This window comes from Microbispora sp. CA-135349 (assembly GCF_050947365.1).
Lineage (GTDB): Bacteria > Actinomycetota > Actinomycetes > Streptosporangiales > Streptosporangiaceae > Microbispora.
Genome location: NZ_CP192001.1, coordinates 3,196,889 through 3,222,997, shown reverse-complemented (window position 1 = coordinate 3,222,997; position 26,109 = coordinate 3,196,889). Strand labels below are relative to the sequence as shown.

Annotated in this window: 22 protein-coding genes; 9 read left to right on the top strand and 13 right to left on the bottom strand. The window is 72.3% G+C overall.

What is annotated here, in order from left to right:
- Positions 1-59: 59 nt before the first annotated feature.
- The 8 genes from ACQPZZ_RS15100 to hisD form a co-directional block, all read right to left on the bottom strand.
- The gene (locus ACQPZZ_RS15100; RefSeq protein ID WP_363636696.1) at positions 60-479 is read right to left on the bottom strand and encodes a RidA family protein; all 420 of its coding nucleotides are present in this window, start codon (positions 477-479) and stop codon (positions 60-62) included.
- Positions 476-1,201, bottom strand: a complete 726-nt coding sequence (gene priA, locus ACQPZZ_RS15095) for a bifunctional 1-(5-phosphoribosyl)-5-((5-phosphoribosylamino)methylideneamino)imidazole-4-carboxamide isomerase/phosphoribosylanthranilate isomerase PriA (protein ID WP_363636698.1) — start codon at positions 1,199-1,201, stop codon at positions 476-478. Before priA ends, ACQPZZ_RS15100 begins: the two co-directional genes overlap by 4 nt.
- 4 nt (positions 1,202-1,205) lie before the next feature.
- Positions 1,206-1,589 carry a hypothetical protein gene (locus tag ACQPZZ_RS15090; RefSeq protein WP_363636700.1) on the bottom strand — a complete coding sequence of 128 codons (384 nt, stop codon included), beginning with the start codon at positions 1,587-1,589 and terminating at the stop codon, positions 1,206-1,208.
- A 134-nt stretch (positions 1,590-1,723) separates the two neighbouring features.
- Positions 1,724-2,356, bottom strand: a complete 633-nt coding sequence (hisH, locus tag ACQPZZ_RS15085; protein ID WP_363637258.1) for an imidazole glycerol phosphate synthase subunit HisH — start codon at positions 2,354-2,356, stop codon at positions 1,724-1,726.
- On the bottom strand, positions 2,353-2,505 hold the full coding sequence (locus tag ACQPZZ_RS15080; RefSeq protein WP_363636702.1) for a hypothetical protein: 153 nt from the start codon (positions 2,503-2,505) through the stop codon (positions 2,353-2,355). The genes hisH and ACQPZZ_RS15080 overlap by 4 nt, the downstream gene beginning before the upstream one ends.
- Positions 2,505-3,110 carry an imidazoleglycerol-phosphate dehydratase HisB gene (gene hisB, locus ACQPZZ_RS15075; RefSeq protein WP_363636704.1) on the bottom strand — a complete coding sequence of 202 codons (606 nt, stop codon included), beginning with the start codon at positions 3,108-3,110 and terminating at the stop codon, positions 2,505-2,507. Before hisB ends, ACQPZZ_RS15080 begins: the two co-directional genes overlap by 1 nt.
- A complete protein-coding gene (locus tag ACQPZZ_RS15070) occupies positions 3,107-4,183 on the bottom strand; it encodes a histidinol-phosphate transaminase (protein WP_432932536.1) in 1,077 nt (358 codons plus the stop codon). The genes hisB and ACQPZZ_RS15070 overlap by 4 nt, the downstream gene beginning before the upstream one ends.
- Complete coding sequence (gene hisD, locus ACQPZZ_RS15065; protein WP_432932534.1) at positions 4,180-5,487, bottom strand: histidinol dehydrogenase; 1,308 nt, start codon at positions 5,485-5,487, stop codon at positions 4,180-4,182. Before hisD ends, ACQPZZ_RS15070 begins: the two co-directional genes overlap by 4 nt.
- A gap of 199 nt (positions 5,488-5,686) precedes the next feature.
- On the opposite strand from hisD, the gene ACQPZZ_RS15060 reads away from it, so the two are divergent.
- The 3 genes from ACQPZZ_RS15060 to ACQPZZ_RS15050 all read left to right on the top strand — a co-directional run bounded on the left by ACQPZZ_RS15060 (position 5,687) and on the right by ACQPZZ_RS15050 (position 7,918).
- Positions 5,687-6,451, top strand: a complete 765-nt coding sequence (locus tag ACQPZZ_RS15060; RefSeq protein WP_432932532.1) for a DeoR/GlpR family DNA-binding transcription regulator — start codon at positions 5,687-5,689, stop codon at positions 6,449-6,451.
- 74 nt (positions 6,452-6,525) lie between these two features.
- On the top strand, positions 6,526-6,882 hold the full coding sequence (locus tag ACQPZZ_RS15055; protein WP_432932530.1) for an arsenate reductase family protein: 357 nt from the start codon (positions 6,526-6,528) through the stop codon (positions 6,880-6,882).
- Between the two features lie 151 nt (positions 6,883-7,033).
- Positions 7,034-7,918, top strand: coding sequence for an alpha/beta fold hydrolase (locus ACQPZZ_RS15050; protein WP_432932528.1), 885 nt, complete (start codon positions 7,034-7,036; stop codon positions 7,916-7,918).
- A 295-nt stretch (positions 7,919-8,213) separates the two neighbouring features.
- Here the strand turns inward: ACQPZZ_RS15050 and ACQPZZ_RS15045 are convergent, their stop codons facing one another.
- Positions 8,214-10,772: a DUF222 domain-containing protein gene (locus tag ACQPZZ_RS15045; RefSeq protein WP_432934393.1), complete on the bottom strand. Its 2,559-nt coding sequence runs from the start codon at positions 10,770-10,772 to the stop codon at positions 8,214-8,216.
- 293 nt (positions 10,773-11,065) lie between these two features.
- On the opposite strand from ACQPZZ_RS15045, the gene ybaK reads away from it, so the two are divergent.
- Both ybaK and ACQPZZ_RS15035 read left to right on the top strand, forming a co-directional pair.
- The gene (gene ybaK, locus ACQPZZ_RS15040) at positions 11,066-11,563 is read left to right on the top strand and encodes a Cys-tRNA(Pro) deacylase (protein ID WP_363636717.1); all 498 of its coding nucleotides are present in this window, start codon (positions 11,066-11,068) and stop codon (positions 11,561-11,563) included.
- Between the two features lie 77 nt (positions 11,564-11,640).
- Complete coding sequence (locus tag ACQPZZ_RS15035) at positions 11,641-13,113, top strand: amidase (protein WP_432932525.1); 1,473 nt, start codon at positions 11,641-11,643, stop codon at positions 13,111-13,113.
- On the opposite strand, the gene ACQPZZ_RS15030 is transcribed toward ACQPZZ_RS15035, so the two are convergent.
- The gene (locus ACQPZZ_RS15030; RefSeq protein WP_432932523.1) at positions 13,110-13,595 is read right to left on the bottom strand and encodes a hypothetical protein; all 486 of its coding nucleotides are present in this window, start codon (positions 13,593-13,595) and stop codon (positions 13,110-13,112) included. The two genes, ACQPZZ_RS15035 and ACQPZZ_RS15030, sit on opposite strands and share 4 nt — an antisense overlap.
- A gap of 128 nt (positions 13,596-13,723) precedes the next feature.
- Between ACQPZZ_RS15030 and murA the strand changes: the two genes are divergently transcribed.
- From murA to ACQPZZ_RS15010, 4 genes are all read left to right on the top strand, one after another.
- Positions 13,724-15,028 carry a UDP-N-acetylglucosamine 1-carboxyvinyltransferase gene (murA, locus tag ACQPZZ_RS15025; protein ID WP_432932521.1) on the top strand — a complete coding sequence of 435 codons (1,305 nt, stop codon included), beginning with the start codon at positions 13,724-13,726 and terminating at the stop codon, positions 15,026-15,028.
- 52 nt (positions 15,029-15,080) lie between these two features.
- Complete coding sequence (locus tag ACQPZZ_RS15020) at positions 15,081-17,840, top strand: transglycosylase domain-containing protein (protein ID WP_432932519.1); 2,760 nt, start codon at positions 15,081-15,083, stop codon at positions 17,838-17,840.
- 65 nt (positions 17,841-17,905) lie between these two features.
- A complete protein-coding gene (locus ACQPZZ_RS15015; protein ID WP_432932517.1) occupies positions 17,906-18,286 on the top strand; it encodes a hypothetical protein in 381 nt (126 codons plus the stop codon).
- Between the two features lie 4 nt (positions 18,287-18,290).
- Positions 18,291-20,825 (top strand): tetratricopeptide repeat protein, encoded by a 2,535-nt coding sequence (locus ACQPZZ_RS15010; protein ID WP_432932515.1) that lies wholly within the window; start codon positions 18,291-18,293, stop codon positions 20,823-20,825.
- An 18-nt stretch (positions 20,826-20,843) separates the two neighbouring features.
- On the opposite strand, the gene ACQPZZ_RS15005 is transcribed toward ACQPZZ_RS15010, so the two are convergent.
- The 3 genes from ACQPZZ_RS15005 to ACQPZZ_RS14995 all read right to left on the bottom strand — a co-directional run bounded on the left by ACQPZZ_RS15005 (position 20,844) and on the right by ACQPZZ_RS14995 (position 25,805).
- Positions 20,844-21,032, bottom strand: a complete 189-nt coding sequence (locus ACQPZZ_RS15005; RefSeq protein WP_432932513.1) for a hypothetical protein — start codon at positions 21,030-21,032, stop codon at positions 20,844-20,846.
- A 143-nt stretch (positions 21,033-21,175) separates the two neighbouring features.
- Positions 21,176-24,697 carry a DNA polymerase III subunit alpha gene (gene dnaE / locus ACQPZZ_RS15000; protein WP_432932511.1) on the bottom strand — a complete coding sequence of 1,174 codons (3,522 nt, stop codon included), beginning with the start codon at positions 24,695-24,697 and terminating at the stop codon, positions 21,176-21,178.
- Between the two features lie 79 nt (positions 24,698-24,776).
- Positions 24,777-25,805, bottom strand: coding sequence for a chorismate mutase (locus ACQPZZ_RS14995; protein ID WP_432932509.1), 1,029 nt, complete (start codon positions 25,803-25,805; stop codon positions 24,777-24,779).
- Between the last annotated feature and the right edge of the window lie 304 nt (positions 25,806-26,109).

Genomic DNA, 26,109 nt, shown 5'->3' with positions numbered 1-26,109 from the left:
ACACCTCCTTCGACACCACGGGCCCCGGCACCACGGGACCCACCGCCAGGATCACGGGCTCAGCCCTCATCGTTGCCACGTTCCACCGGCCGATACGCCTCGACCTCCACCTCGACCAGCATGCGCTCGTCGACCAGCCCGGCGACCTGCACGCTCGTGCACACCGGCCGTACATCGCCGAAGATCTCCCCGTGCGCCTTGCCGACGGCGTCGAAGTCGGCGGCGTTCACCACGTACAGGCGGGTGCGCACCACGTCGGCCCGGGTGGTGCCGGCCTTCTCCACGGCGTCCAGCGCGATGGAGAAGGCGGTGAGCGTCTGCTGGTAGGCGTCGCCCACGTGCCGGACCTCGCCGCCCACGGTGGCGGTGCAGCCGGACACGAGCACGTGCGGCCCGGCGACGACCGCGCGGGCGTAGCCGTAACGGTCCTCCCAGGGACCGCCGGAGGAGATCCGCCCTTCGGGCATCTGGGTGCTCATGCGCTCTTCACCACCGCGAGCGCCTCTTCCAGGGTGAACGCCTGGGCGTACAGCGCCTTGCCCACGATGGCGCCCTCCACACCGTCCGGCACGAGCGTCGCGATCGCCCGCAGGTCGTCCAGCGAGGACACGCCGCCGCTGGCGATGACCGGGCGGTCGGTCCGCGCGCAAACCTGGCGCAGCAGGTCGAGGTTGGGACCGCGCAGCGTGCCGTCCTTGGTGACGTCGGTGACGACATAGCGGGGGCAGCCCTCCGACTCCAGCCGGTCGAGCACCTCCCACAGATCGCCGCCCTCCTGCGTCCAGCCGCGGGCGGCCAGCGTGGTCCCGCGCACGTCCAGTCCCACCGCGATGCGGTCGCCGTACTCGGCGATCGCCTTGGCGCACCAGGCGGGGTCCTCCAGCGCGGCGGTGCCGATGTTGACCCGGCGGCAGCCCGTGCTCAGCGCGGCGGCGAGCGAGGCGTCGTCGCGGATCCCGCCGGACAGCTCCACGTTCACGTCGAGCGCGCCGACGACGGAGGCGAGCAGCTCGCGGTTGCTCCCCCTGCCGAACGCCGCGTCGAGGTCGACCAGATGGATCCACTCCGCGCCGGCCTCCTGCCAGGCCAGGGCGGCGGCGAGCGGATCCCCGTACGAGGTCTCCGTCCCCGCCTCGCCCTGTACGAGGCGGACGGCCTGGCCGTCGGCGACGTCGACGGCGGGGAGCAATACGAGCGACATTTGGTCATGACCTCCGGTCGAAAACGATGGTGACGAGCACCGGGAGCAGCAGGATCGAGCCGAGGAACACGCCCAGCCGGGCCATCCACGAGTCGAGCAGGATCCAGGCGAGCACCTGGACGAGGAACCACAGCACGGCGACGACGGCGTTCTCGGTGCGGCGGCGGCGGGCGAGATATCCGCGCTGCCGGGCCACCCGGACCGGTTTCGCCGTCCGCGGCAGCACCGCGCCCACGACCCCGGCCACGGCTCCGGCGACGGGAGCGACGACCCGCTCGCGCATCTCGCGCCGTCTGGCGGCCCTCGCCTCGCGCTCGGCACGGGCCGCCGCGAGGCGTTCGCGCTCGGCTTCGCGCTCCGCCCTCCGGCGTGCCCGTTCCTTGCTCATCGGGCCTCCCGATCAGGTCCGGTCACGGCCTGGCCGGCCGAACGCGCCGCGGCCGGGCGACGGATGGACACCGTCGCGTGCCGCCGATCTCCAGTGTCGCACCGCTGCCCCGAGATTTCGCGTGCCGCGCACGCTCAGACCGTGCTCAGCCAGTTGGACAGCAGCACGGCCCCCGCGTCCCCGGACTTCTCGGGGTGGAACTGGGTGGCCATGAGGGGACCGTTCTCGGCGGCGGCCACGAACGGCACGCCGTGCTCGGCCCAGGTGACCAGCGGCTCGCGGAAGCCGTCGCCGGCCTGCAGCCGCCAGTCGCGCACCCCGTAGGAGTGGACGAAGTAGAAGCGCGTCTTCTCGTCCAGGCCGCGGAACAGCACGCTGCCCTCGGGCGCGGTCACGGTGTTCCACCCCATGTGGGGCAGCACGGGCGCGTCGAGCCGCTCGACCGTGCCGGGCCACTCGCCGCAGCCCTCCGTGTGGACGCCGTGCTCGACGCCCTTCTCGAACAGGATCTGCATGCCGACGCAGATCCCGAGCACCGGGCGCCCGCCGGCCAGGCGGCGGCCGACGATCTGGTCGCCGCGCACGGCCTTCAGCCCCTCCATGCACGCGGCGAACGCCCCGACGCCGGGGACGACGAGCCCGTCCGCCTCGACGGCCGCGTCGAAGTCGGCGGTGACGGTGACGTCCGCCCCCACCCGGGCCAGCGCACGCTCGGCCGAGCGGAGGTTGCCCGAGCCGTAGTCGAGCACGACCACCCGCTTGTTCACTGCCACCACATCACCCCCGCGGTGATCGCCAGGGCCGCGCCGACGCCGGCGAGCGCCGCCAGCAGCTTGAGGCCCTGCCGTATGCCCGATATGACCCCGCCGATCAGGAAGAGGCCGATGAAGATCATGCCCCCGGACGCGAGGGTCATCAGAGGACGCCCTTGGTGCTGGGCACCCCGCTCGCCCGCGGGTCCCGCTCCGAGGCCTCCCGCAGCGCCCGCGCGAGCGCCTTGAACTGTGCCTCCACGATGTGGTGCGCGTTGCGCCCGTACGGCACGTGCACGTGGAGGCAGATCGCCGCCTGCGCGACGAACGACTCCAGGATGTGCCGGGTCATGGTGGTGTCGTAGTCGGGCCCGATCATCGGGGCCATGCCCTCGGGCTCGGTGTGGACGAGATAGGGCCGGCCGGACAGGTCGACCGTGACCTGCGCCAGCGACTCGTCCAGCGGGCAGGAGGCGTTGCCGAACCGCCGGATGCCCGACTTGTCGCCCAGGGCCTCACGGAACGCCGCGCCGAGCGCGAGCGAGGTGTCCTCGATCGTGTGGTGGGCGTCGATGTGCAGGTCGCCCTCGGTCTTCACGGTCAGGTCGAACAGGCCGTGCTTGCCGAGCTGGGCGAGCATGTGGTCGTAGAACCCGACGCCGGTCGAGACGTCGACGATCCCGGTGCCGTCGAGGTTCACCTCGACCAGCACGGACGTCTCCTTGGTCGTGCGCTCGACCCGGCCGCGACGCTCGTTGAGCTCGGTCATGACAGGACCCCCTCCAGCGCGGCGCGGAACGCCGCCATCTCTTCCGGCGTGCCGATCGACACGCGCAGCCAGCCCGCGGGACCGGTCTCCCGGATCAGCACCCCGCGCTCGAGCAGTCCCTCCCATACGGACCGCCGATCCGGAAACGTACCGAACAGCACGAAGTTGGCGTCGGAGTCGGCGACCTTCAGGCCGCGCTCGCGCAGCCAGGTGACGGCGGCGTCCCGCTCGGCGCGCAGCGCGTCCACCGTGCCCAGCAGTTCCTCGCGGTGCGCCAGCGCCACCCGGGCCGCCGCCTGGGTCAGCGTGGACAGGTGGTACGGCAGGCGGACCAGCAGCATGGCCTCGACCACCGCGGGGTCGGCGGCGAGATAGCCGAGCCGGGTGCCGGCCATCGCGAACGCCTTCGACATGGTGCGCGTCACGATCAGCCGGGGGTTGCCCGGCAGCAGGGTCAGCGCCGACGGCGTGCCGGTGCGGGCGAACTCGGCGTACGCCTCGTCCACCACGACCATGCCCGGCGCGGCGGCGAGGATCCGCTCGATCACCTCCAGCGGCAGGGCCGTGCCGGTCGGGTTGTTCGGCGAGGTCAGGAACACCACGTCGGGGCGGTGCTCCTCGATCGCGGCCACCGCGGCGGCGGGGTCGATCGCGAAGTCCTCCTCGCGCAGGCCCTCGATCCACCGGGTGTTCGTGCCGCCCGCGATGATCGGGTGCATCGAGTACGACGGCTCGAACCCGATCGCCGAGCGCCCGGGGCCGCCGAACGCCTGCAGGATCTGCTGGATGATCTCGTTGGAGCCGTTGGCCGCCCACATCTGGCGTGCGGTCAGCCCGTGACCGAGGTAGTCGGCGAGGTCCTTGCGCAGCTCGACGGCGTCCCTGTCGGGGTAGCGGTTGAGCGTCGCCGCGCCCTGCCGTACGGCACGGGCGAGGTCGTCGATCAGCGCGGCCGACGGCGGGTAGGGGTTCTCGTTGGTGTTGAGCTGGACGGGCACGTCGAGCTGCGGCGCGCCGTAGGGCTGCTTGCCGCGCAGGTCGTCGCGGATCGGCAGGTCGTCGAGGGTCGTCATGCGGGCACTTCCCAGTCGAAGCGGGCGCGGATCGCGGCGCCGTGGGCGGGCAGGTCCTCCGCGTCGGCGAGCGCGCACACGTGCGGCGCGGCGCCGGCCAGTGCCTCGCGGCTGTAGTCGACGACGTGGATGCCGCGCAGGAACGTCTGCACCGACAGGCCGGAGGAGTGGCAGGCGCACCCGCCGGTCGGCAGCACGTGGTTGGAGCCCGCCATGTAGTCGCCGAGCGACACCGGCGCGTACGGCCCGATGAAGATGGCACCGGCGTTGCGCACCCGGGCGGCGACCGCGCGGGCGTCGGCCGTCTGGATTTCCAGGTGCTCGGCGGCGTAGGCGTCCACGACCTTCAGGCCGTCCTCGACGTCCGAGACGAGCACGATGCCCGACTGACGGCCGGCGAGCGCCTCGGTGATGCGCTCGGAGTGCCGCGTGGCGGCCACCTGGCCGGGCAGCTCCTTCTCCACCGCGTCGGCCAGCTCCGGGCTGGTGGTGACCAGGACGGCCGCCGCGATCACGTCGTGCTCGGCCTGGCTGATCAGGTCGGCGGCGACGTGGGCGGGATCGGCGGTCTCGTCGGCGAGGATCGCGATCTCGGTGGGGCCGGCCTCGGAGTCGATGCCGATACGGCCCTTGAGCAGGCGCTTGGCCGCGGCCACATAGATGTTGCCGGGGCCGGTCACCATCGTGGCCGGGCGGCACTCCTCGGTGCCGTAGGCGAACATCGCCACGGCCTGGGCGCCGCCCACGGCGTACACCTCGTCGACGCCGAGCAGCGCGCAGGCGGCGAGGATCGTGGGGTGCGGGAGCCCGCCGAAGTCCTTCTGGGCGGGCGAGGAGACGGCCAGCGAGGGCACGCCCGCCTCCTGGGCGGGGACCACGTTCATGACCACGCTCGAGGGGTAGACGGCCCGGCCGCCGGGGACGTAGAGCCCCACGCGGTCGACCGGCACCCAGCGCTCGGTGACCGTGCCGCCCGGCACGACCTGCGTGGTGGTGTCGGTGCGCCGCTGGTCGCGGTGGACGAGGCGGGCGCGGCGGATCGACTCCTCCAGCGCCGCGCGCACGGCCGGGTCCAGCTCCTCCAGGGCGCGGGTGAGCGCCTCGGCGGGCACCCGGGCGGACTCCAGCTCGACGCCGTCGAATCTCGCGGTCAGCTCCCGTACGGCTGCCGCGCCACGATGGCGTACGTCCTCACAGATGGGCCGCACCTTGTCCAGGGCGGCCTCGACGTCGAGTTCGGCGCGGGGCAGCACGTCGCGCAGGTCGGCAGGAAGGGACCCGCGCAGGTCGATACGGGAAATCACCGTCCCAGTCTACGGATGACCAGGGACGGATCCGCGTGTGTCCAGCATGCGGGACGGGCGTTTCACCGGCGCGCGCACCGGCCCGGAGCTGCGGCGTCGCCGCCGGCGGCCGATTCGGGGCTCCGCGCTTGACAGGTTTTCGGGCACCCGTCCACACTCTCGGGCACCAGCAGTCGCATTCGGTCACAGGAAGGATCTCGTGCTTCCGGCCCAACGCCACCAGCGGATCACCGAGGCCCTCGGGCGGAAGGGCACGGTGCGCACCGAGGACCTGGCCGCGCTGCTCGGCGTCTCCCACGAGACCGTGCGGCGCGACCTGGCGTTCCTGGAGCGCCGCGCGCTGCTCGTCCGGGTGCACGGCGGAGCGACCGCGGCGCCGTCCGGCACCGGCGAGGAGTCGTCCTACCTGGAGCGCTCGACGAGCCGGTCCGAGGCGAAGGCGATGATCGGCGAGCTCGCGGCGCGGCTCCTGAGGCCGGGCCAGACCGTGATCATCGACGTGGGCACCACGGCCGTCCACGTCGCCAGGGCCGTCCCTCCGTCCTTCCGCGGGGTGGTCGCCACCTGCTCGCTGCTGGTGGCGGCCGAGCTGGCGGGCCGGCCCGGCGTGGAGGTGCTGGTGGCGGGCGGGCGCGTACGGCGGGGCGACCTGGCCGTCTCCAACGCCCACACGCTGGCGTTCTTCCGGGACCTGCGCGCCGACGTGGCGTTCCTCGGCTCGGGCGGGATGGACGCGGAGGCCGGGCTCACCGACCACTTCCTCGACGAGGTCGCGACCAAGCGCGTGATCCTCGCCACCACCGCACGGACGTACGCGCTCGCCGACAGCGCGAAACACGGCAGGGTCGCCGCCTACCGGGTGTGCGGCCCGGAGGACCTGGCCGGCCTCGTCACCGACGAGGAGCCCCCGCCACCCCTCGTCTCCGCCCTGGCCAGGGCGGGCACGGAGGTGATCGCCCCATAGCCGGCCCGGCGGGGCGGCCGCGCCGGGTGGGCGCGAGGGCCCGTCCACGCATGGCCGGGCGGGACAATGGCCGCATGGAGATCTGGATCAATCCGGCCTGCTCGAAGTGCCGGTCGGCCCTGTCCCTGCTGGACGCCGAGGGCGCCGGGTACACGATCCGGCACTACCTGGAGGACCCGCCGGGCGTGGAGGAGCTCGCCGAGGTGCTGCGCCGCCTCGGGCTGGAGCCCTGGGACGTCACCCGCCTCGGCGAGCCCGTCGCGGCCGAGCTGGGCATGGAGTCGTGGGCGCGCGACCCGGCGGACCGTGAGCGGTGGATCGAGGCCTTGTCCGCCCACCCGATCCTGATCCAGCGGCCGATCATCACCGCCGACGACGGCTCCGCCGTGGTGGCCCGCTCCCCTGAGGCCGTGCGCTCGGTCCTGCCCTGACGCGTCGCACACGGACCGGCGTACGGACGCGGGGCGGCGGACGATCCCGGTAGCCCGCCGTCCCTCCGGGCATGTACGTTCGCCGTGCGCTTGTACCGCGACGTGTACGGCAATCCGCGCGCCACCTGACGCCGAAGGGGCCTGTGCCGAGATGACGACGACAACGCACACCGTGGAGACCACCGGAGCCACCCTCGTGTACGACGTGGACGGCCCGCCGCCGGCCGCCGGGGGCCGCCCGCCGCTTTTCATGGTCGGCCAGCACATGGACGCGACCGGCTTCCGCACGCTGGCCTCGTACTTCCCGGACCGGACAGTGGTCAGATACGACCCACGCGGCCGGGGCCGCAGCACGTGCGAGGACGGCCGGGCCGCCAGCTCTCCCACGGTCCAGGCGGGCGACGTGCACGCCGTCATCGAGGCGCTCGGCGCAGGACCCGTCGAGATGTTCGCGAACGGCGGCGGCGCGATGACCGCGCTCGCGCTCGTGGCGGCCCATCCGCACGACGTGACCACCCTGGTGGCGCACGAGCCGCCGCTCATCCGCCTGCTTCCCGACGCCGAGGCCGCCGAGCGCGCCTTCCTCGGATGCATGCGGGCGTACGAGGCCAAGGGGTTCGGCGCGGGCATGGCGGCCTTCCTCACGATGACGAGGTGGCGAGGTGAGTTCACGGACGCCTACTTCGCGCAGCCCCCGGCGGACCCCTCCCAGTTCGGGCTGCCCGCCGAGGACGACGGTTCCCGTGACGATCCCCTGCTGTCCGACCGATCCACGGGTGTCGGCAGCTATCGCCCCGACGCCGGGGCGCTGGCCGCGGCGCCGACACGTGTCGTGATCGCGATGGGCGAGGAGTCACGCGACCTTTTCACCGGGCGCACCGCGGCCGCCACCGCCGAACTGCTCGGCCAGGAGGTGACCGTGTTCCCGGGTCACCACCGCGGCTTCCTCGGCGACGGCGTCGGACGGCCCGAGGCCTTCGCCCGCGCGCTGCGCGAGGTGCTCGACGCAAGCGCCCGGCGGAGCTCCGGCGGGTGATTCGCCGGGCACGGCCGTGACGCGGTGACGAGCCGCCCGCAGGGGGCGGGCAGGAGGCGGGCAGGGGGCGCGCCGCACGACCTGATGGAGTGTTCATGGGTCTCGGCGGGGTCGGTCGCTGCGCCGTGTCAGTCGCTGCGCCGTAAGGAAGCTCCGGTCTTCGCGAAGCCGGCTCCGCTGGGCGCAACGCTCGCGGTCCTGGCTTCCTTCCGCTCCGTTCCCTCAGTGGCGATGGAGCCCGGTTCGATGGAGTCCGGTGGACAGCGCACAGACGACCCTCGCGTCGGCCCTGTCGTCATCGCCCTAGTCGTGTGGCTCCTGTCAGCCGGTGGTAGGTGAAGGCCCAGCGGTCTTTGCCGGTTGTGTGGCGGGTGTAGCGCTCGGGGTGCTGGTAGCGGTCGCGGTTGTGGAACTGGCAAGCCGGGCCGAGCAGCTTCAGGTCGGTCAGGCCGCCGGTGCTCCAGTTGTCGGCGTGGTCGATCTGGCACATGGTCGCGGGCAGGGGGCAGCCGTCGATCCAGCAGGTGGCGTAGCGGGCGAAGACCGCCCGCCGCTGGGCCGGGGTGGCCAGCCTGACTTTTCGGCCCATGTCGAGCACCTGTCCGTCGGCGTTCATGACCAGGCGTACCAGGGCGGAGGTGCGGGCCAGGCGGTGCACGCCGGAGACCGGCAGCACCTGCCCTGTGGCCAGAAGCAACCCCGGGGCCCTGCCCAGCAACGCTCCCGGCAAGGTTCCCGGCCATGTCTTCGGGCCCGTCTTCGGGCCTGGACCCAGCCCCGGCCCTTGCTCCGGGGCTTTTCCCGGCCCTGCGGATGGCGTCTGCGGCGCTCCTTCCGGTGGTCCCGGTGGTGTCACCGGCGACTCGCTCGACGAGCGTCGCGCCCCGCCGCACCCGCACGCGCTCTCGCCGTGCCCCCAGCGCCCGTCACCGTGATTCACACAGCCGTGGATCTCACAGCCGTGGATCTCGCACGTACCCAGGCCAGGCGTGCGCTGCCCGCCGCGCACGTCGCCGTAGGCCTCGCACATGTCCAGCCCATGCCGGGTTCCCCCCGCAGGCCGAGGCCCGGCGTGGGCGTGACGGGCAGAGATGTCTCCGGGAGGAGGATCCGGCGGTTGCCACTCAACCCAGCGCGACCTACCCGACCCTGGCCCGCTCTGCTGTGACTCGCCCTGCTGTGACTCGCCCTGCTGTGACTCGCCCTGTTGCGGCTTCTCCTGCTGCGATTCACGCTGTCGCGGCTTGTGCTGCTGCCGCTCGCTCAACCGCGCCCTCTCCGGCTGCACCTTCTCCGACTGTGCTCCTTCCGGCTGCGTTCCTCCCTGCTGCCCGACCTCCGGCTCGTTGCTCTTCGCCTGTGCGCATCCGTCCGCGTCACCGAGCCCGGCGGCACCGGTGCCGGGGGCCACCGCGTCAGTCCCTCCGGCCTCGCCGGGCGCACCGAGTGTGAGCTCGACCGCCTCGGCGGGTTCCACGGACTCGCCCGAGTCGATGAGCTCGGGGGCGGTCGGCTCGGTGGCGTACGTGCCCTGCCCGTCGCGGCCATCCCGGCCGTCTTGAACGTCCCCGGGGTGGTTGGCGTCGTCACCCTGCTCGCCCTGCTCGCCCTGCTCGCCCTGGTCTGCGACCGGGTCGGCGTCCGGGGCGGGGTCGGTGGGAAGGGATTCGGCGTTGACCAGGACCAGAAGCTCGGCGACGATCTTCTGTTCCAGCAGCGCGATCAACGCATCCGCCTGACGCACGCTCAGCGGCCGGTCATCCCCCTCCGCCCGTGGTCGGGCGTAGGCGTCCAGAAGCGCCCGCAACCGGGCGGCCGCCTCACGCGGGAGATGGAATTCTCCTTCCAGCCCGCCGCCCTTGCCCGGGCGGACCCGCAGGAAGCGCCGCCCGTAATCGGCCCGCTCATCACGCTCTTCCCCGTCGGGGTCCAGCACCGCCCGCAGATACCGGCCCGCCCTGGCCACCTCCGCCGGGCCCCCCTTGACGGCCAGTTCCAGCAGGATCGGCTCGGCCAGCCCCGCCTGCTCCTCCTTCAAGCCCGCGGTGGCCGTGCAGATGGCCTCCACCACTCCCGCCGTCAACCGCCCCTCAGCGAACGCTTCCTGCACCCGCGGCAACCGGGCCAGTTCGATACCCAGGGTGAGCAGCCGGCCGGCACCCGCGACGGTCATTCCTCCGGCGGTACGCAACCAGCTGCGGGTGGAGGCATGCCCATACTGCTTGGCCAGCCCCGACCGATGCACCCGACCGACACGGCCGGCCAACGCAGAGGTGATCCGATCCCGGACCACCATCAACTCCTCAGCCTCAGCCAGGCAAACGCCCGCATCGTCGGGAAGTGGCGTCAGCGCCAGCGCCTGCGCCGACTCCCGCAACGACCCCACCAGCACCCACGACGACCTACGGCCCCCGTCCCGGCCTGCGCCCCGGCCCCGGCCTGCACCACCATCTGCATCCCCGGCATCACCCAAACCAGCACCAGCACCGGCACCAGCACCACCAGCGCTACCGGTATCGACCCCGGCGGAATTAGCCCCAGCGGCATCGCCGGCAGTGGCCGTGTCGTCCTCCGCATTGGCCGAACCGTCCCCGGCCGAACCGCCAGTGACGGCACCGCCAGTGACCGAAGCGCCCTCGGCTGAACCGGCGCGCGGGCTCCCGGAACTCCGTGATTCGGGGTTTCCGCCGAGAAGATGACCAACACCGAGAAAATGACCAACAGGGAATCCGTCACGGGCGAGGGAACCCTCCGATGACCACAACGGGGAATTGGCGATCAGCTGATTCCACCAGTCGCCGTCGGCCCTGTTCGATCGACGAGAGTGCTCAGGATCAGAACCAAACGGATCCATCGCACCCCCTTCAACGAATTCGAAAACCTGTATGAATTCTGTCACCGCCCCGCCACTCACAGCAACCATCAGAAGCGGATAGTTGGAGCAGCAGGTCACCCCGAGAACGGGCACCAGCGCATGAGGCCACCTGCCGCGCCGTCCATCCATGTTCACCGCAGTGAAGGGAGCGGAAGGAGCGAGTACCACGAGCGTTGCGCCCAGCGGAGCCGGCCCCACGAGGACCGGAGATTCCTTTCGGCCCGGCGACCGACCCCGCCGAGGGCCACGGACACCCAACTAGGCTTGCCGGCGTGAGCAAGACCAAGAGCAAGGGCGGCCAGGGCACTCCGGCGACGGTCGCCCTCACGCAGGCGAAGGCGGAGTTCACCCTCCACCCCTATGACCACGACCCGAACGCCCAGGCGTACGGCGAGGAGGCGGCCGACGCGCTCGGCGTGCCGTACGAGCGCATCTTCAAGACGCTGGTGGCGGAGACGGAGGCGGGCCTGGCCGTCGCGGTCGTGCCGGTGGCGGGCAAGCTCGACCTCAAGGCGTTCGCGGCCGCGCTGAAGGGCAAGCGGGCGGCGATGGCCGACGCGGCCAAGGTGGAGCGCGTCACCGGCTATGTGGTCGGCGGCATCAGCCCGCTCGGCCAGCGCAAGCGGCTGCCGACCGTGGTGGACGCCTCCGCGCTCGGCTTCGAGAGCATCTACTTCTCCGCCGGGCGGCGCGGCCTGCAGATCGAGACCTCTCCGGGCAACCTCATCCGGCTCGCCCAGGCGGTGACCGCCCCCATCGCGAAGCTCTGAACCTGTCGAGTGTTGCCATCGCCCGTACGGCTCCGGCCACCCGAGACTGGCGGAAGCCGTAAGGAACCGGGGGGAAAGTGAACGAGCACGAGCGGACCGGGCAGGACGGCGGCCGCACCGAGGTGGCGGGCGCGGAGCGGGCGGGCGCACCCGCCGGCCTCGCCGGCCTGACCGCGACGGAGATGGCCGCGTTGCTGCGGGCGCGCGAGGTGAGCGCGGTCGAGCTGACCGAGGCGTGCCTGCGGCGCGTCGAGGAGACGAACCCGCACGTCAACGCCATCGTGACGCTGACCGCCGAGCGGGCGCTCGACCGGGCCGCGCGCGCCGACGAGGACCTGCGGCGCGGCCTCGTGCGCGGCCCGCTGCACGGCATCCCCGTCGCGCACAAGGACCTCGCCGACACGGCGGGCGTGCGGACCACGTACGGCTCGCGGGCGTTCGCCGACCACGTCCCCGCCGAGGACGACCCGCTCGTGCGGCGCATTCGCGAGGCGGGCGGGATCGCGCTGGGCAAGACGAACACCCCCGAGTTCGGCACCGGCTCGCACACGGTCAACGAGGTGTTCGGGGCGACGCGCAACCCCTACGACCTGTCGAAGAGCGCGGGCGGCAGCAGCGGCGGCGCGGCGGCGGCGCTGGCGTGCCGGATGGTGCCCCTCGCCGACGGCTCCGACATGGGCGGGTCGCTGCGCAACCCCGCGTCGTTCTGCAACGTGGCGGGCCTGCGGCCCACCCCGGGGCGGGTGCCGGCGAAGTCGTCGACGGCGGCCTGGTTCACGCTCAGCGTGCCGGGGCCGATGGCCCGCACGGCCGCCGACCTGGCGCTGTTCATGTCGGCCGTCGCCGGGTTCGACCCGGCCTCGCCGTTCTCGATCCGCGAGGACGGCGCGGCGTTCGCGGGGTCCCTCGACGTGGAGCTGTCCGAAGTCCGTGTCGCCTTCAGCCCCGACCTCGGCGGCCTCCCGGTCGACGCGCGCACGGCCGCGGCGACGGCACGGGCGGCCGAGACGCTGGCCGGTCTGGGCGCGCAGGTCGAGCAGGTGGACCTGGACCTGTCCGACGCCGAGGATGCGTTCCGCGTCTACCGGGCGTGGTACTACGCGCTCAACTTGGGCGACCTGCCCGAGGCGGGCCCCAACGTGGCCTGGAACGTGGCGCAGGGACGGAAGGTCACCGGTGAGGACCTCGCCCGGGCCGAGCGGCTGCGCACCGGGCTGTTCCACCGCATGCGGGAGTTCTTCGGACGGTACGACTTCCTGGTGGCGCCCGTCAGCCAGGTGCCGCCGTTCCCGGTCGGGCAGCCGTACGTCACGGAGGTGGCCGGGGTGGAGATGCCCGACTATCTGGCGTGGATGCGCTCGTGCTACTGGATCAGCGTGCTGCACGCGCCCGCCATGTCGGTGCCGTGCGGTTTCACGCCCGAGGGTCTCCCGGTCGGCCTGCAGATCGTGGGCAGGCCGTGGGCCGACATGGACGTCCTGCGCCTCGGGCACGCCTTCGAGCAGGCGACCGGCCTCTGGCGGACAGAGCCGCGCCTCGACGGCTTTTAACGGCGCCGCTGGTTGTAGGTCACGGCGAACTCGACGACCCAGAATACGGCGGTGGCCACGAGCGGCCAGGCGAACAGCACCCCGTACGCCGTCAGACCCAGCGAGGACGTCATGGTGTACCCGCCCGGTCCCGCCGCCTGCACCTCGCCCTCGGCCCTGCCGCCGACCAGCATCGCGACGTACCCGGCGAGCAGCCCGCCGGCGGCGAGCCCCACGAGGACCTCGACCGGCCGGGTGCGCGACAGCACGTATCCCACGATGCCGCTGACCAGGCCGAACCCGCCGGTGACCACGGCGAACCAGCCGTCGGCCTCGATGAGCGACTGTGACTCCGGATCGGCCGGATGCGGCACCCCGTCGATCAGCACGTATCGCGTGGCGGGGGCCAGCGCCCACCACACGTATCCGGCGACCACACCGAGGACGGCGAGCACGAGGACGGTTACGACGATCGTCGCCAGATTGCCCCTCAGATGCCGCACCGTCCCGATAGTACCCACCTGGTGATCGGGTCCGGTCCCGTTAGTCTTGCTGCACGTGCCCGATCGAGAGTGCCGAATCGAAACAGGGCGCGGGGGGCGCACGGCACATGTGGGGCCAAGGAGGCCGAGTGAGCGAAGAGGTATGGCAGATCGACCCGTCCGGCCCGTTGCGGGGGGACGTGGAGGTCCGGGGATCGAAGAACGCGGTCTCGAAGCACATGGTGGCGGCGATGCTCGGAACCGGTCCGAGCACTCTGCACAACGCCCCGGAGGTCGGCGAGGTGGGGCTGACCGCCGCCATGCTCGAAGCCCTCGGCATCCACGTGGAGATCACGCCGGGTGAGATCACCATCGAGCGGGGCGCCGACATCCGTCCGCGCGTGCCGGAGGAGTACACCGGGCTCAACCGCATCCCGATCCTGATGCTCGGCCCGCTGCTGCACCTGGCGGGCGAGGCGTTCGTCCCCCTCGTCGGCGGCGACCCTATCGGCAGGCGGCCGGTCAACTTCCACGTCGAGGCGCTGCGGTCGATGGGCGCGGAGATCGAGGTCGGCGACAAGGGCATCACCGCCAAGGCGGCGCGGTTGCGCGGCAGCCGCATCACGCTCCCCTACCCCAGCGTGGGCGCCACCGAGACGGTCCTCATGACGGCGGTGCTCGCCGAGGGCAAGACCGTCATCAAGGGCGCGGCGATGGAGCCCGAGGTGGTGGAGCTGGCGCTGTTCCTGCAGCGCATGGGCGCGATGATCGAGCTGAGCCCCGACCGCCGCATCGTCATCGAGGGGGTCGAAAAGCTGCACGGCGCCTCCACCTGGCTGGCCGGCGACCGCATCGAGGCGTTCTCCTACCTCGTGGCGGGCCTGGTGACGGGCGGCGAGGTGCGCGTGCACGGCTGCCCCCAGGATCGGCTCGTCACCGCGATCACCACGCTGGCCCGGATGGGCGCGCGGTTCGAGATAACCGACGACTGGCTGTGCGCCTCGGCCCCTGACGGCCTGCGCGCGGCGGCGGTGCAGACCGACACCCACCCCGGGTTCATGACGGACTGGCAGACGCCGCTGATGGTGCTGTTCACCCGCGCCGAGGGCATGTCGGTGCTGCACGAGACGGTGTTCGAGAACCGGCTGGTGTACGTCCCCGCGCTGCAGAAGATGGGGTGCGAGATCGAGGTGTTCGCCCAGTGCCTCGGCGGACCGGCGTGCCGCTACCACGACACCAACGCCAAGCACTCGGCGGTCGTACGCGGAATCTCCAGCCTGCGCGGGGCCGACGTCACGCTCCCCGACATCCGCGCCGGGTTCTCCGCGGTGCTGGCCGCCGCCGTGGCCGAGGGCACCTCGACCCTGCGGGGCGTCAACCACATCGAACGCGGTTACCACAGGCCGTTCGAACAGTTCACCTCCCTCGGGTTGAAGATCAACAGGTTGACGTAAAGCTTCGCGGCCCGCGGGTTTGGACAAACGCCAGAGGTCGCACTGATATCCCGTGACCACTCGTCTTCTCGGGCGCGCCGCCCTCGCGTTGGTCCTGTGCGGCACGGCCGGGGGCACGCTGGTCGCCGGGCTGGTCATGCCCTATGTGGGCGGGGCCGGCCTGGCGGCCAAGAGCGCCGCCTCCACCTTCACCGACCTGCCCGCGCCGCCGCGCGAGGAGCCGCTGCCCGAGGTGACGCGGCTGCTCGACCGCGACGGGCGGCAGATCGCCCAGTTCTACTATCAGAACCGGCAGTCGGTGCCGCTCAGCGCGGTCGCCCCGGTCATGCGCCAGGCCATCGTGGCCATCGAGGACTCCCGGTTCTACGAGCACGGCGGCCTGGATCTCAAGGGCACGCTGCGGGCGTTCGTCACCAACACCCAGGCCGGCGGGATCCGGCAGGGCGGGTCGTCCATCAGCCAGCAGCTCGTCAAGAACATCATGCTGAACCAGGCCGAGTCGGAGCAGGAGCGGGCGCAGGCCCTCGTCCGTTCGTTCCGCCGCAAGCTGGACGAGCTGCGGTACGCGCTGGCGCTCGAACGCAAATACACCAAGGACCAGATCCTCGAGCGCTACCTCAACATCGCCTATTTCGGCGCGGGGGCGTTCGGCGTCCAGGCGGCGGCCAGGCGGTTCTTCGGCGTCGACGCCGCCGACCTCACGCTCACGCAGGCCGCGACGCTCGCCGGCGCCGTGCGCACGCCGTACGACACCGATCCGTCCCTGGGCGATGAGCACCGTGACCGCCTGCGCACGCGGCGCGACCTGGTCCTGAGCCGGATGGCCGAGCTCGGGATGATCGGCACGGACGCGGCGCGCACGGCGGCGGCCGAGCCGCTGACGCTGCACCTGCGCCCCGAGCCCGGCGGCTGCGCGGGCAGCGCCTATCCCTTCTTCTGTGTGTACGTGGAGCGCGAGGTGCTCACCAACCCCGCGTTCGGCTACACCAGGGCCGACCGGGAGCGGCGCCTCCAGCGGGGCGGGCTCACCATCTGGACGACCATCGACCCGGCCGCCCAGCGGGCCGCGGAGCGGGCCATCGCCGCGCGGGTCAGGCCCCGCGACAACCAGACGGCGTCCGAGACGATGATCGAGCCGGGCACCGGGCACATCCGCGCGATGGCGGTGAGCAAGCGGTACGGCCGCAACCCGCACGACCGCGACCTCGGGCCGAGCACCACCTACAACCTGGCCGCCGACACCGCGCACGGCGGCGGGCTCGGCCTGCAGGCGGGCTCCACGTTCAAGGTCTTCACGCTGGCCACCGCGCTCAAGCAGGGCATGCGGTTCGGCGACGGCTTCACGATCCCCGGCTCGTACGTCCCCTCCTACGGCTACCGCGACTGCTCGGGCAGGGCCGTCAACGACCCGCACACCGTCATTCACAACGCCGGCGGCGAGGGCGGCGGCGGGCCGTACAGCCTGGAGATGGGCACCTGGCAGTCGGTGAACATCTTCTACATGCGACTGGAGCGCGAGGTCGGCCTGTGCGACGTCGTGCGGACGGCCACGTCGCTCGGCATCAGGCGGGCCGACGGCACGCCGCTCCACGAGGTGCCGACCTTCACGCTGGGCGCCAACGAGATGGACCCCACGACCGTGGCGGCGGCGTACGCGGCGTTCGCCGCCCGCGGCCGCTACTGCCGGCCGATGGCCATCGCCGCCGTCGTGGAGCGCGACGGCACCCGCACCGAGATACCACCGGCCTGCGAGACCGCGCTCGAACCCGCGGTCGCCGACGCGGTGAGCCACGTGCTCACGGGAGTGTTCACCAAGGGCACGATGCGCGGCCAGTCCATCGGCCGGCCGGCCGCCGGCAAGACGGGGACGAACAACGGCTACACCTCGGCCTGGTTCGCCGGGTACACACCCGGCCTCGCCGCCGCCGTCAGCGTGGGCGACATCCGCGGTTCCTATCGCTATCCGCTCACCGGCGTCACCATCGGCGGCCGGTACTACGGTTCCGTGCAGGGCGCCTCGCTGCCCGGCCCGATCTGGGTGGACTCGATGCGCGCGGCGCTGAGGGACACCCCTGTGACCGGCTTCGTCCCGCCCGACATGGCCCGGTTCGGCGGCGGGTTCACGCCCGGTCTGAAGGAGGCGCTGGAGAAGCAGCGCAAGAAGGAGAAGAAGAAGCGGCAGGCCGAGCGTGACAAGCACGACGACGACCACGGCGCCTCGACCTCCGAGGAGGACGCGACGGACGGCGCGGCGCGCGGCGGCGCGGCGGCTTCCGGCAGCGCCGGCACCACCCCCGCCGCCGCCCGGGCCACCGCCAGGACCACCCCCACCGCCGTGCGGGCCGCCGCTCCCGCGGCCCCTTCGAGCCGCTCGGCCACGGTCCACCCCGCCCGCAACCCGTCGGCCGCCGCCGGCACCCACTCGGTGGCCCGCGGCGTCTCACCTCGTGCGCCACTTCGCAGAGGCCCCGGCCGCACGCAGTCGAGCGAGGCGGGCTGGGCGACTCTCGCCCGCCCCCACGCCGCTCCCCCAGCGGCGCCGCCCGCCGTCCGGCACGCCAAGGCCCACCGTGGCCCGGCCCGGCCCGGCACGGCGAAGCGCGGGACGCCGGAACACCGCGCGGCGGGCCCGCCCCGCACTCCCCGCGGCCGCAGCCATGCCGTGAGCCACGAGGGCCGGCGCCCGCGGACCACCACCCACGACGCGGCGCACGCGGCGAAGCACCCGGCGCCGCGAAGCCGGGGAGCCCGCCGGGCCGAAGGGCCGGCCCGGCACCACCATCCCGTCCACCGCGTGCGGCGCCACGCCTGAGCGGCCGGACGCCGCGCCCGCCGTTGCGCCCGCCGCGGAGGGAGGCGGGGGGCCATGATGGGGGCATGCGCGGACGTGCTCGCACACGTATTCTCACTTGGGCCGGCGGGATCGCCGCGCTCGGCGCCGGCGCGGCGCTCGCCGTCTACCTCTCCTCGGTGGGGCTGGACAAGGCCGACAAACTCGCGAGCGTCATCGGGCTCTTCGTCGGCCTCGCGGGCCTGGCCGTCGCGGTATGGGGGCTGCTGCCGACGCGCCGGCAGGAGACGACCCCACCGGCGAGCGGCACCGGCAGGGTGAACCACGCGGTGAACCGTGCGGCGAACCACGACGTGCACACCGCGGTTCACAACGAAATCAGCGGCGGCACGGTCCACGGCCCGGTCATCCAGGCGCACACCGTCAACGGACCGGTCGTGCCGGACGAGCGCGCGGGTAAGGACTGAGCGCGTGGCCGCGACGCGCAACACGATCAGCGGCGGGCTCTTTTTCAACGCGGTGATCCAGGGACACACGATCACCGTGCGGCTTCCCCCGCGGGTGACCCCGGCGCTGTCCGGGGCGCCCCCGCGGTCGGAGGCGTTCACCGGCAGGGACGACGAGCTGTCCATGCTGCTCGGCCTGCTCGACCCCGCTCGGGACACCGGTGCCGGCACGGGCGCCGGGCCGGACCGGCCGCGCGCCGCCCTTGTCACGGGCCTCGGCGGATCGGGCAAGACCGAGCTCGCCCTGCAGGCCGCTCATCTCGCCCGGGAGCGCGGCTGGTTTCCCGGCGGGGTGCTGTTCACCGACCTCCAGGGCTACAGCGACATCCCGTGCCATCCCGAACAGCAGGACGACCACCCCTCCGGGACCGGGCACCGCGGCGGAGCGCCGGGCCACCCCGGCACCCGCCCGGACGAGGGGTCCGGCCGCCGCGACAGGGCGGGACACGGTCGAGGGTGCGGTGCGCGGCCGGTCGAGGTGCTCGGCGAGCTGCTGCGGGCGCTGGGGCTGGACCCAGAACACGTCCCTCCGGGCCTCCAGGACCGGACCCGGCTGTTCGCGACGGTGCTGGACGCGTACGCCGAGCAGGGCCGACCGATCCTGCTGATCCTCGACAACGCCTCCTCGGCCGAGCAGGTCAGGCCGCTGCTGCCCGGCACGGGAAAGGTGCTGATCACCTCCCGGCACACACTGGACGTGGGGGCGCGCCTCCTCGATCTCGGCATGCTCGCGCCCGGCGCGGCCGTCGAACTCCTGGCCCGCGCGCTTCGCCTGGCCCTGGGCGACGCCGACACCCGGGTCGCCCGGGAGCCCGCCGCGGCGGCGGACATCGCGGAGCTGTGCGGAGGGTTGCCGCTGGCCGTGCGGATCGTGGCCGCGCTCCTGGCCGCCGATCCCTCCCGTCCCCTGCGGGCGATGGCCGAGGATCTGGCGGAGGCCGCGACCCGGCTCGACGAGCTGTCGTACGAGGAGCGCGGGGTGCGCGCGGCCTTCGAGTTGTCCTACCACCGCCTGGAGGCGGAGGAGGCCCGGATGTTCCGGCTGATGACCGCCGCCTCCGGCCCGGACCTGTCCACCGAGAGCGCCGCCGTGGTGGCGGACCGCGAGCCCCGCCGTGCCCGCCGTCTGCTGGAGGCCCTGCACCGTGCGCATCTCGTGGAGCGCGGCGGCGCGTACGGCCGGTGGCGCATGCACGACCTCGTCCGCCTGTACGCCGAGGAGCGGGCCCGCGACCAGGCAGGGCCCGACCGGCACGAGGAGGCCTGCGAGCGGTTCGCCGGCCACTGCTGCGCCCGGGCCCGTGCGGCCGGAGCGTGGCTGTCCCTGCCGGAGGCCCGGGCCCGGCACGAGACGCAGAACCGGCGGGAGGCGTTCGCCTCGAGGGAAGAGGCCGTGGCGTGGCTGGACGCCGAGGGACGCACGCTCGTGGCGGCCGTCACCGCCGCGGCCGGACGCGGCGACTGGGCACGGTCGCACGCGCTCGCGGTGGACCTCGCGCCCTACTTCGAGTTCCGGCAGCGCGCCGGCGAATGGATCACCACGGCCCTGGCCGCCGTGGACGCGTCGGAGCGACTGGGACATCACGCCGAACTCGCCGCGGCCATGACCCTGGGCAACGCCTACCGCCTCGCCCGCCGCTACGACGAGTCCTCCGCCCAGCTGCGCAGGGCCCTCGGGCTGGCGCGCGACGACCGCGCCCGCAGCCCGGTGCTGCACAACCTCGGGCTCACGTACCTGCGGATGGGGGCCCTGGCCAAGGCGGAGGCGTGTCACCGCCGCGACCGCCGCATCTGCGCTCTCGCGGGCGATCTGCGCGGCAGGGCGCAGGCCGCCGTCGCGCTGGGCGACGTGCTGCGCGCGAGACGGCGCTACGGGGAGGCCGCCACGGTGCTGACCGAGGCCGTCACGCTGCTTCAGCGGCTCGGCGCACTCGGCCTGGGCAGCCGCACCGCTCTCATGCACGCGCGGGTCAACCTCGCGCTCACCTACCTGGCGGGCCGCCCGGAACGCACGCCCACGTACATCCTCTGGCAGTTGTGCGCCGCCCTCGCCGCCGCGCGCGACCTCGACGACCGCCACGCACAGGCCATGATCTTCATGAACCTGTGCACGGCCTACCGGAACAGGTGCGCGGCCTGCCACGGACCGTCCGCTCTGGCGTGGGGCCGGCTCGCGGTCGCGCTGTTCGACGAGCTGGGCGATCCCTACCACCGAGCCCTGGCGCTGACGGCGCTCGGCCTGGCGGCCGGGCCGGAGGAGGCCCGCCGCAGCCTGGCCGAGGCGCTGTCGATCTTCCAGGGTCTCGGCGCCGAGCGGGAGTGCCGGGAGGTGCGCGCCCTGTCGCGGACGGACCGCACGGAGCCGCCCCGCCGGGAGGCGTGTACGGCCGACGAGTCCGAGCAGGTGCGCGACTGGGTGGACGACCTCCCGCACGCCGTGCTGCGCGGCGACGACGGGCGCCTCGGCGAGGTGCTCATCCCCGGCTGCAACGTCGGCTGAGACGCACCGCGGCGGAGATCAGCCGGGGTCCTCATCGGGGCCGGGACGGTCGCCGTTCATCTCCTCCGCGCGGCGAAGGGCGTCGGCGAGTGGGGGCACGTCCCATTCGGCCCGTTCCTCGTCCGTGGTGGCCGGATCGACCCGGTACAGGCGCCATCTTCCCCCTGTGCCTGCGTACTGCGTTCCTGAGCGCCTCCGCCTGCTCACGCCCCGACCAGGCGTCGGCCGCCCGGGACCGGGCCGTGCGCCTGTGATGCCGTGAACCGCTCATCGCGCCGGGCCGGGAGCAGGCGCGTGGACGCCGGACCCCCCCGCTGTCCACGCGCCTGTCACGTTGGCCGGGCGACCGGTCAACCGGCCAGGCAGGCCGGGCCGAGCAGTTGCTTGAGGTCGCCCATCAGGGCGGGTGAGGGGCTCACGCGGAGCCGGTCGTCCAGCCGCATGACCGTCGTACGCGGCCCGTTGTGCACCTGGAGGTGGACCTCCGTGGTCCCCGGGTGGGTGGTGAGCACCTCCTTGAGCCGGCCCACGACGGGCGGCGTGCAGCGGTTGATCGGCATGCTCACCACCAGCGGCCCGCCCGACTCGGCCGTGAGGTCCGGCGCGGTGACCTCCATCGCGATGATCTTCGCGACGTCCTCCCGCTTGTCGATCCTGCCCTTGACGAAGACGATCGCGTCCTCGGCGAGCACGGTCGCGCAGAGCTGGTAGGCCGACGGGAAGATCATGACCTCGATGGAGCCCTCCAGGTCCTCCAGCATCGTGAGGACCCAGGTGTCGCCCTTCTTGGTCACCTTGCGCTGCAGGCCCGACAGGATGCCGCCGACCGTGACGACCTGCCCGTCGGGGCGGCTGTCGTCCTGCAGCGCCGCGATCGAGCAGTCGGCGCCCGCCGACAGGATGTGCTCGACGCCGAACAGCGGGTGGTCGGAGACGTACAGGCCGAGCATCTCCCGCTCGAACTGCAGCAGCGTCGTCTTGTCCCACTCCCCCGGCGGGATCTGCACGTCGAAGGTCTGGTCCTCGGCGCCGTCGATCGCGCCGAACAGCGAGTCCTGGCCGATCGCCTCGTTCTTCTTGATGTCGATGATCGCGTCGACGGCCTGCTCGTGCACCATGAGCAGGCCCTTGCGCACGTGCCCGAACGAGTCGAACGCGCCGGACTTGATCAGAGACTCGATGACGCGCTTGTTGCAGACGATCGCGGGGACCTTGCGCAGGAAGTCCTTGAAGTCGGTGAACCTGCTCTTCTCCTTGCGCGCCGCGATGATCCCGTCCACGACGTTCGCGCCGACGTTGCGGATGGCCGACAGGCCGAACCGGATGTCGGTGCCGCGCGGGGTGAAGTCGAAGTCGGAGTCGTTGACGTCCGGCGGGAGCACCTTGATGCCCATGCGGCGGCATTCGTTGAGGTAGAGGGCCGACTTGTCCTTGTCGTCCTTGACGCTGGTGAGCAGCGCCGCCATGTACTCGGCCGGGTAGTTGGCCTTGAGATAGGCGGTCCAGTACGACACCAGGCCGTAGCCGGCGGTGTGGGCCTTGTTGAAGGCGTAGTCGGAGAACGGGAGAAGGATGTCCCACAGGGCCTTGATGGCCGCGGCGGAGAACCCGTTCTCCTTCATGCCCTTCTCGAAGAACTCGAACTGCTTGTCCAGCTCGGACTTCTTCTTCTTGCCCATCGCGCGGCGGAGCAGGTCGGCGCCGCCGAGCGTGTAGTTGGCCACCTTCTGGGCGATGGCCATGACCTGCTCCTGATAGACGATCAGGCCGTAGGTCGTGTTGAGGATGTCCTTGAGCGGCTCCTCCAGCTCGGGGTGGATCGGGATGATCTCCTGCTGGCCGTTCTTACGCAGCGCGTAGTTGGTGTGCGAGTTGGCGCCCATCGGGCCGGGCCGGTAGAGCGCGAGGGCCGCGGAGATGTCCTCGAAGTTGTCGGGCTTCATCAGCCGCAGCAGCGTGCGCATGCCGCCGCCGTCCAGCTGGAAGATGCCGAGCGTGTCGCCCTTGGCCAGCAGCTCGTAGGTCCTGGTGTCGTCCAGCGGCAGATCGAGCAGCTCGATCCTGTTCCCGGTGTTGCCCTCGATCATCTTCAGGCAGTCGTCGATGATCGTGAGGTTGCGCAGGCCCAGGAAGTCCATCTTCAGCAGGCCGAGCGTCTCGCAGGTCGGATAGTCGAACTGCGTGATGATCGCGCCGTCCGAGTCGCGGCGCATGATCGGGATGTGGTCGGTCAGCGGCTCGGCCGACATGATCACGCCCGCGGCGTGCACGCCGGTCTGCCGGATCAGGCCCTCCAGGCCGCGCCCGAGGTCGATCGTCGCCTTGACGTCGACGTCCTCGTCGTACAGCTTGCGCAGCTCGCCCGCCTCGTTGTAGCGCGGGTGGTCGGAGTCGAAGATGCCCGACAGCGGGATGTCCTTGCCCATCACGGCCGGGGGGAACGCCTTGGAGATGCGATCGCCCAGCGCGTACGGGTAGCCGAGGACGCGGCCGGCGTCCTTCACGGCCGCCTTCGCCTTGATGGTGCCGAACGTGGCGATCATGGCGACCTTGTCGGCGCCCCACTTGTCGGTCACGTAGCGGATCACGTCGGCGCGCCGGCGCTCGTCGAAGTCGATGTCGATGTCGGGCATCGAGACGCGCTCGGGGTTGAGGAACCGCTCGAAGATCAGGCCGTGCGGGATCGGGTCGAGGTCGGTGATGCCCAGCGAGTACGCGACCAGCGAGCCGGCGGCGGAACCACGGCCGGGACCGACCCGGATGCCGTTGTTCTTCGCCCACATGATGAAGTCGGCGACCACGAGGAAGTAGCTCGGGAAGCCCATCTGGAGGATGACGCCGATCTCGTTCTCGACCCAGACGCGGTGTTCCTCGTCCACGCCGCCGGGGAAGCGGCGCTTCATGCCCTCCCAGACCTGCTGCCGGAAGTACTCCTCCTCCGTCACCCCCTCGGGGATCGGGTAGGTCGGCATCAGGTTGTGGTAGGGGAAGAAGCCCTCGGGGTCGACCTTCTCGGCCACCAGCAGCGTGTTGCGGCAGCCCTCCTGCCAGATGTCGGAGGAGTCGACCGCGCGCATCTCGTCGGCGGTCTTGATGTAGTAGCCGCTGCCGTCGAACCGGAACCGGTCGGGGTCGCTGAGCTGCTTGCCGGTCTGGATGCACAGGAGGGCGTCGTGACCGGCCGCGTCCGACTCGTAGGTGTAGTGGGAGTCGTTGGTGACGACCGGAGGGATGTCCAGCTCGCGGCTGATCCGGATCAGGCCGTCGCGGACCCGGCGCTCGATGTCGAGGCCGTGGTCCATGATCTCCAGGAAGTAGTTGTCCTTCCCGAAGATCTCCTGGTACTTCGCCGCGGCCTTCAGCGCCCCGTCGTACTGGCCGAGCCGCAGCCGGGTCTGCACCTCTCCCGACGGGCAGCCGGTGGTGGCCATCAGGCCGTCGGCGTGCTCGGCGAGGATGTCGGCGTCCATCCGGGCCCACTTGCGGACGAAGCCCTCGGTGTAGGCGCGCGAGCTGAGCTTCATCAGGTTCTTCAGCCCGGTCTTGTTCCGCGCCCAGATGGTCATGTGGGTGTAGTAGCCACCCGCGGACACGTCGTCGCTCTTCTGGTGCGGCTCGCCCCACAGCACCGGCTTCTTGTGCATGCGCGACTCGGGCGCGACGTACGCCTCGATGCCGAGGATGGGCTTCACCCCGGCGCCGGTCGCCTGCTTGTAGAAGTCGTAGGCGCCGTGCATGTTGCCGTGGTCGGTGATCGCGATCGCGGGCATCTCCAGCTCGCCCACGAGTTTGAACATCTGCTTCAGCCGCGCCGCTCCGTCGAGCATCGAGTACTCGGTGTGGACGTGCAGATGCACAAACGAATCACCCATGAGACCCCCATCGTCACCGGACCGCGGACCAGAGCCTACGCCGTGATCGCCAACCAGTGGGACTCAGGTGAAACAGAGTTTATCTCCGTTCCTCGCCGTCCCGCCGCTCCTCCGACAGGCGCAGTCCCGCCTCGATCACGGCGTTCATGATCGGGGCCAGCAGCCCGGCGCCGAGACGGGGCGCGCGGCGGGCCATGGCCGCGACGAGGCGGCGCTCGCGCTCCATGTCCCGTCCCTGGAACCCGCCGACGGGCTTGAGCCGCTGGATCCGCCCGGCCAGCGCGACCCGGCGTTCGAGCAGCGTGGCGAGGGCCGCGTCCACGCGGTCGATCGCGGCCCTCGCGGCGTCGAGAGTTCCCGGGTTCTCCGGCCGTACGAGCGCCGCCATGACGGTGGCCGCCTCGTGCGCCGCCGCGAGCGTCCCCTCGGACGCGGCCGGGCCGACGAGCAAACCGTCCGCCCCCGCCGCCACCGCGGCGCCCGCCAGCGCGCCGTCGCCGCCCAGGCCCGCGAGCACCGGGCGGCCGCTGCGGTCCCGCGCCGCGCGCATCAACCCGAGATCGGGCGCGGCGTCCTCCGGCTCGCCGCGGCCGCCGCTCTCGCAGAGCACGACCGCCTCGTTGCCCTCGGCCACGCAGTCGTCCACCGCGGCCAGCCACTCCTCCAGCGTCGCCACGCGCCCGCCCCGCACGACCCCCCGCTGCAGGACGACGGGCAGCCCGAGGCGGGCCGCGGCGCGGACGAGGCCGGGGTCGCAGGCCCAGCCCGCCCCCACCACCACCGCGTCGGCGTGCCGCGCCACGGCGGGCAGGTCGTCGGCCGAGGCGGGCTCCATCAGCAGCGGCCCCGCCCGGCGCGCCCCGGCCGTCCCGGCCGCCGCCGTGTCCGGCGAAGACCCGGCCGCCGTGTCCTTCACCGCGTCCTTCACCGTGTCCTTCACCGTGTCCTTCACCGGGCCCGCGATGTCGCCCGTTGACGGGCCGCCGTCGCCGCGCAGCCGCAGCCAGCGGGCGTCCCGGCCGCCGATGACCACCACGGGTAGCCCGTCGCCGATCACGAGATCGCCGATCCGTACGGCGTCGCGGTCGAGTTGGGCTGCCTTCGACATGTGTGCTCCTCCGTACGCAGGCCCAGCGGAACCGGCCGCCTGACACCGGGACTCGCTGGGATCGGACTGTGCTTGGGCTGTGCTTGGACTGGGTTCGGACTGGGCTCCGACTGCCGGAAAACGAAAAAGGCAGAGACGATGGCGTCCCTGCCTCAAGCCGGCTCCGGATGGTCGCTAGCTCATCGTCACGCGACCGGCCCTCCCGGAGCCGGCCTTGTAAACGAGCTGTACGTACCCATAACAAGGACCTTAGCAGCGACAGGCCACGACTCGAACCGATCTGTCTCGCATTCCGGGATCGTCG

Excerpts from the sequence above, each read along its gene's own strand:
- ACQPZZ_RS15055 (WP_432932530.1), top strand. The coding sequence starts at position 6,526 with ATGGAGATCTGGATCAATCCGGCCTGCTCGAAGTGCCGGTCGGCCCTG.
- ACQPZZ_RS15080 (WP_363636702.1), bottom strand. The coding sequence starts at position 2,505 with ATGACCCTCGCGTCCGGGGGCATGATCTTCATCGGCCTCTTCCTGATC.
- dnaE (WP_432932511.1), bottom strand. The coding sequence starts at position 24,697 with ATGGGTGATTCGTTTGTGCATCTGCACGTCCACACCGAGTACTCGATG.
- ACQPZZ_RS15045 (WP_432934393.1), bottom strand. The coding sequence starts at position 10,772 with ATGGATCCGTTTGGTTCTGATCCTGAGCACTCTCGTCGATCGAACAGG.
- ACQPZZ_RS14995 (WP_432932509.1), bottom strand. The coding sequence starts at position 25,805 with ATGTCGAAGGCAGCCCAACTCGACCGCGACGCCGTACGGATCGGCGAT.
- ACQPZZ_RS15100 (WP_363636696.1), bottom strand. The coding sequence starts at position 479 with ATGAGCACCCAGATGCCCGAAGGGCGGATCTCCTCCGGCGGTCCCTGG.
- priA (WP_363636698.1), bottom strand. The coding sequence starts at position 1,201 with ATGTCGCTCGTATTGCTCCCCGCCGTCGACGTCGCCGACGGCCAGGCC.
- hisB (WP_363636704.1), bottom strand. The coding sequence starts at position 3,110 with ATGACCGAGCTCAACGAGCGTCGCGGCCGGGTCGAGCGCACGACCAAG.
- ACQPZZ_RS15070 (WP_432932536.1), bottom strand. The coding sequence starts at position 4,183 with ATGACGACCCTCGACGACCTGCCGATCCGCGACGACCTGCGCGGCAAG.
- ACQPZZ_RS15015 (WP_432932517.1), top strand. The coding sequence starts at position 17,906 with ATGCGCGGACGTGCTCGCACACGTATTCTCACTTGGGCCGGCGGGATC.
- ACQPZZ_RS15090 (WP_363636700.1), bottom strand. The coding sequence starts at position 1,589 with ATGAGCAAGGAACGGGCACGCCGGAGGGCGGAGCGCGAAGCCGAGCGC.
- ACQPZZ_RS15050 (WP_432932528.1), top strand. The coding sequence starts at position 7,034 with ATGACGACGACAACGCACACCGTGGAGACCACCGGAGCCACCCTCGTG.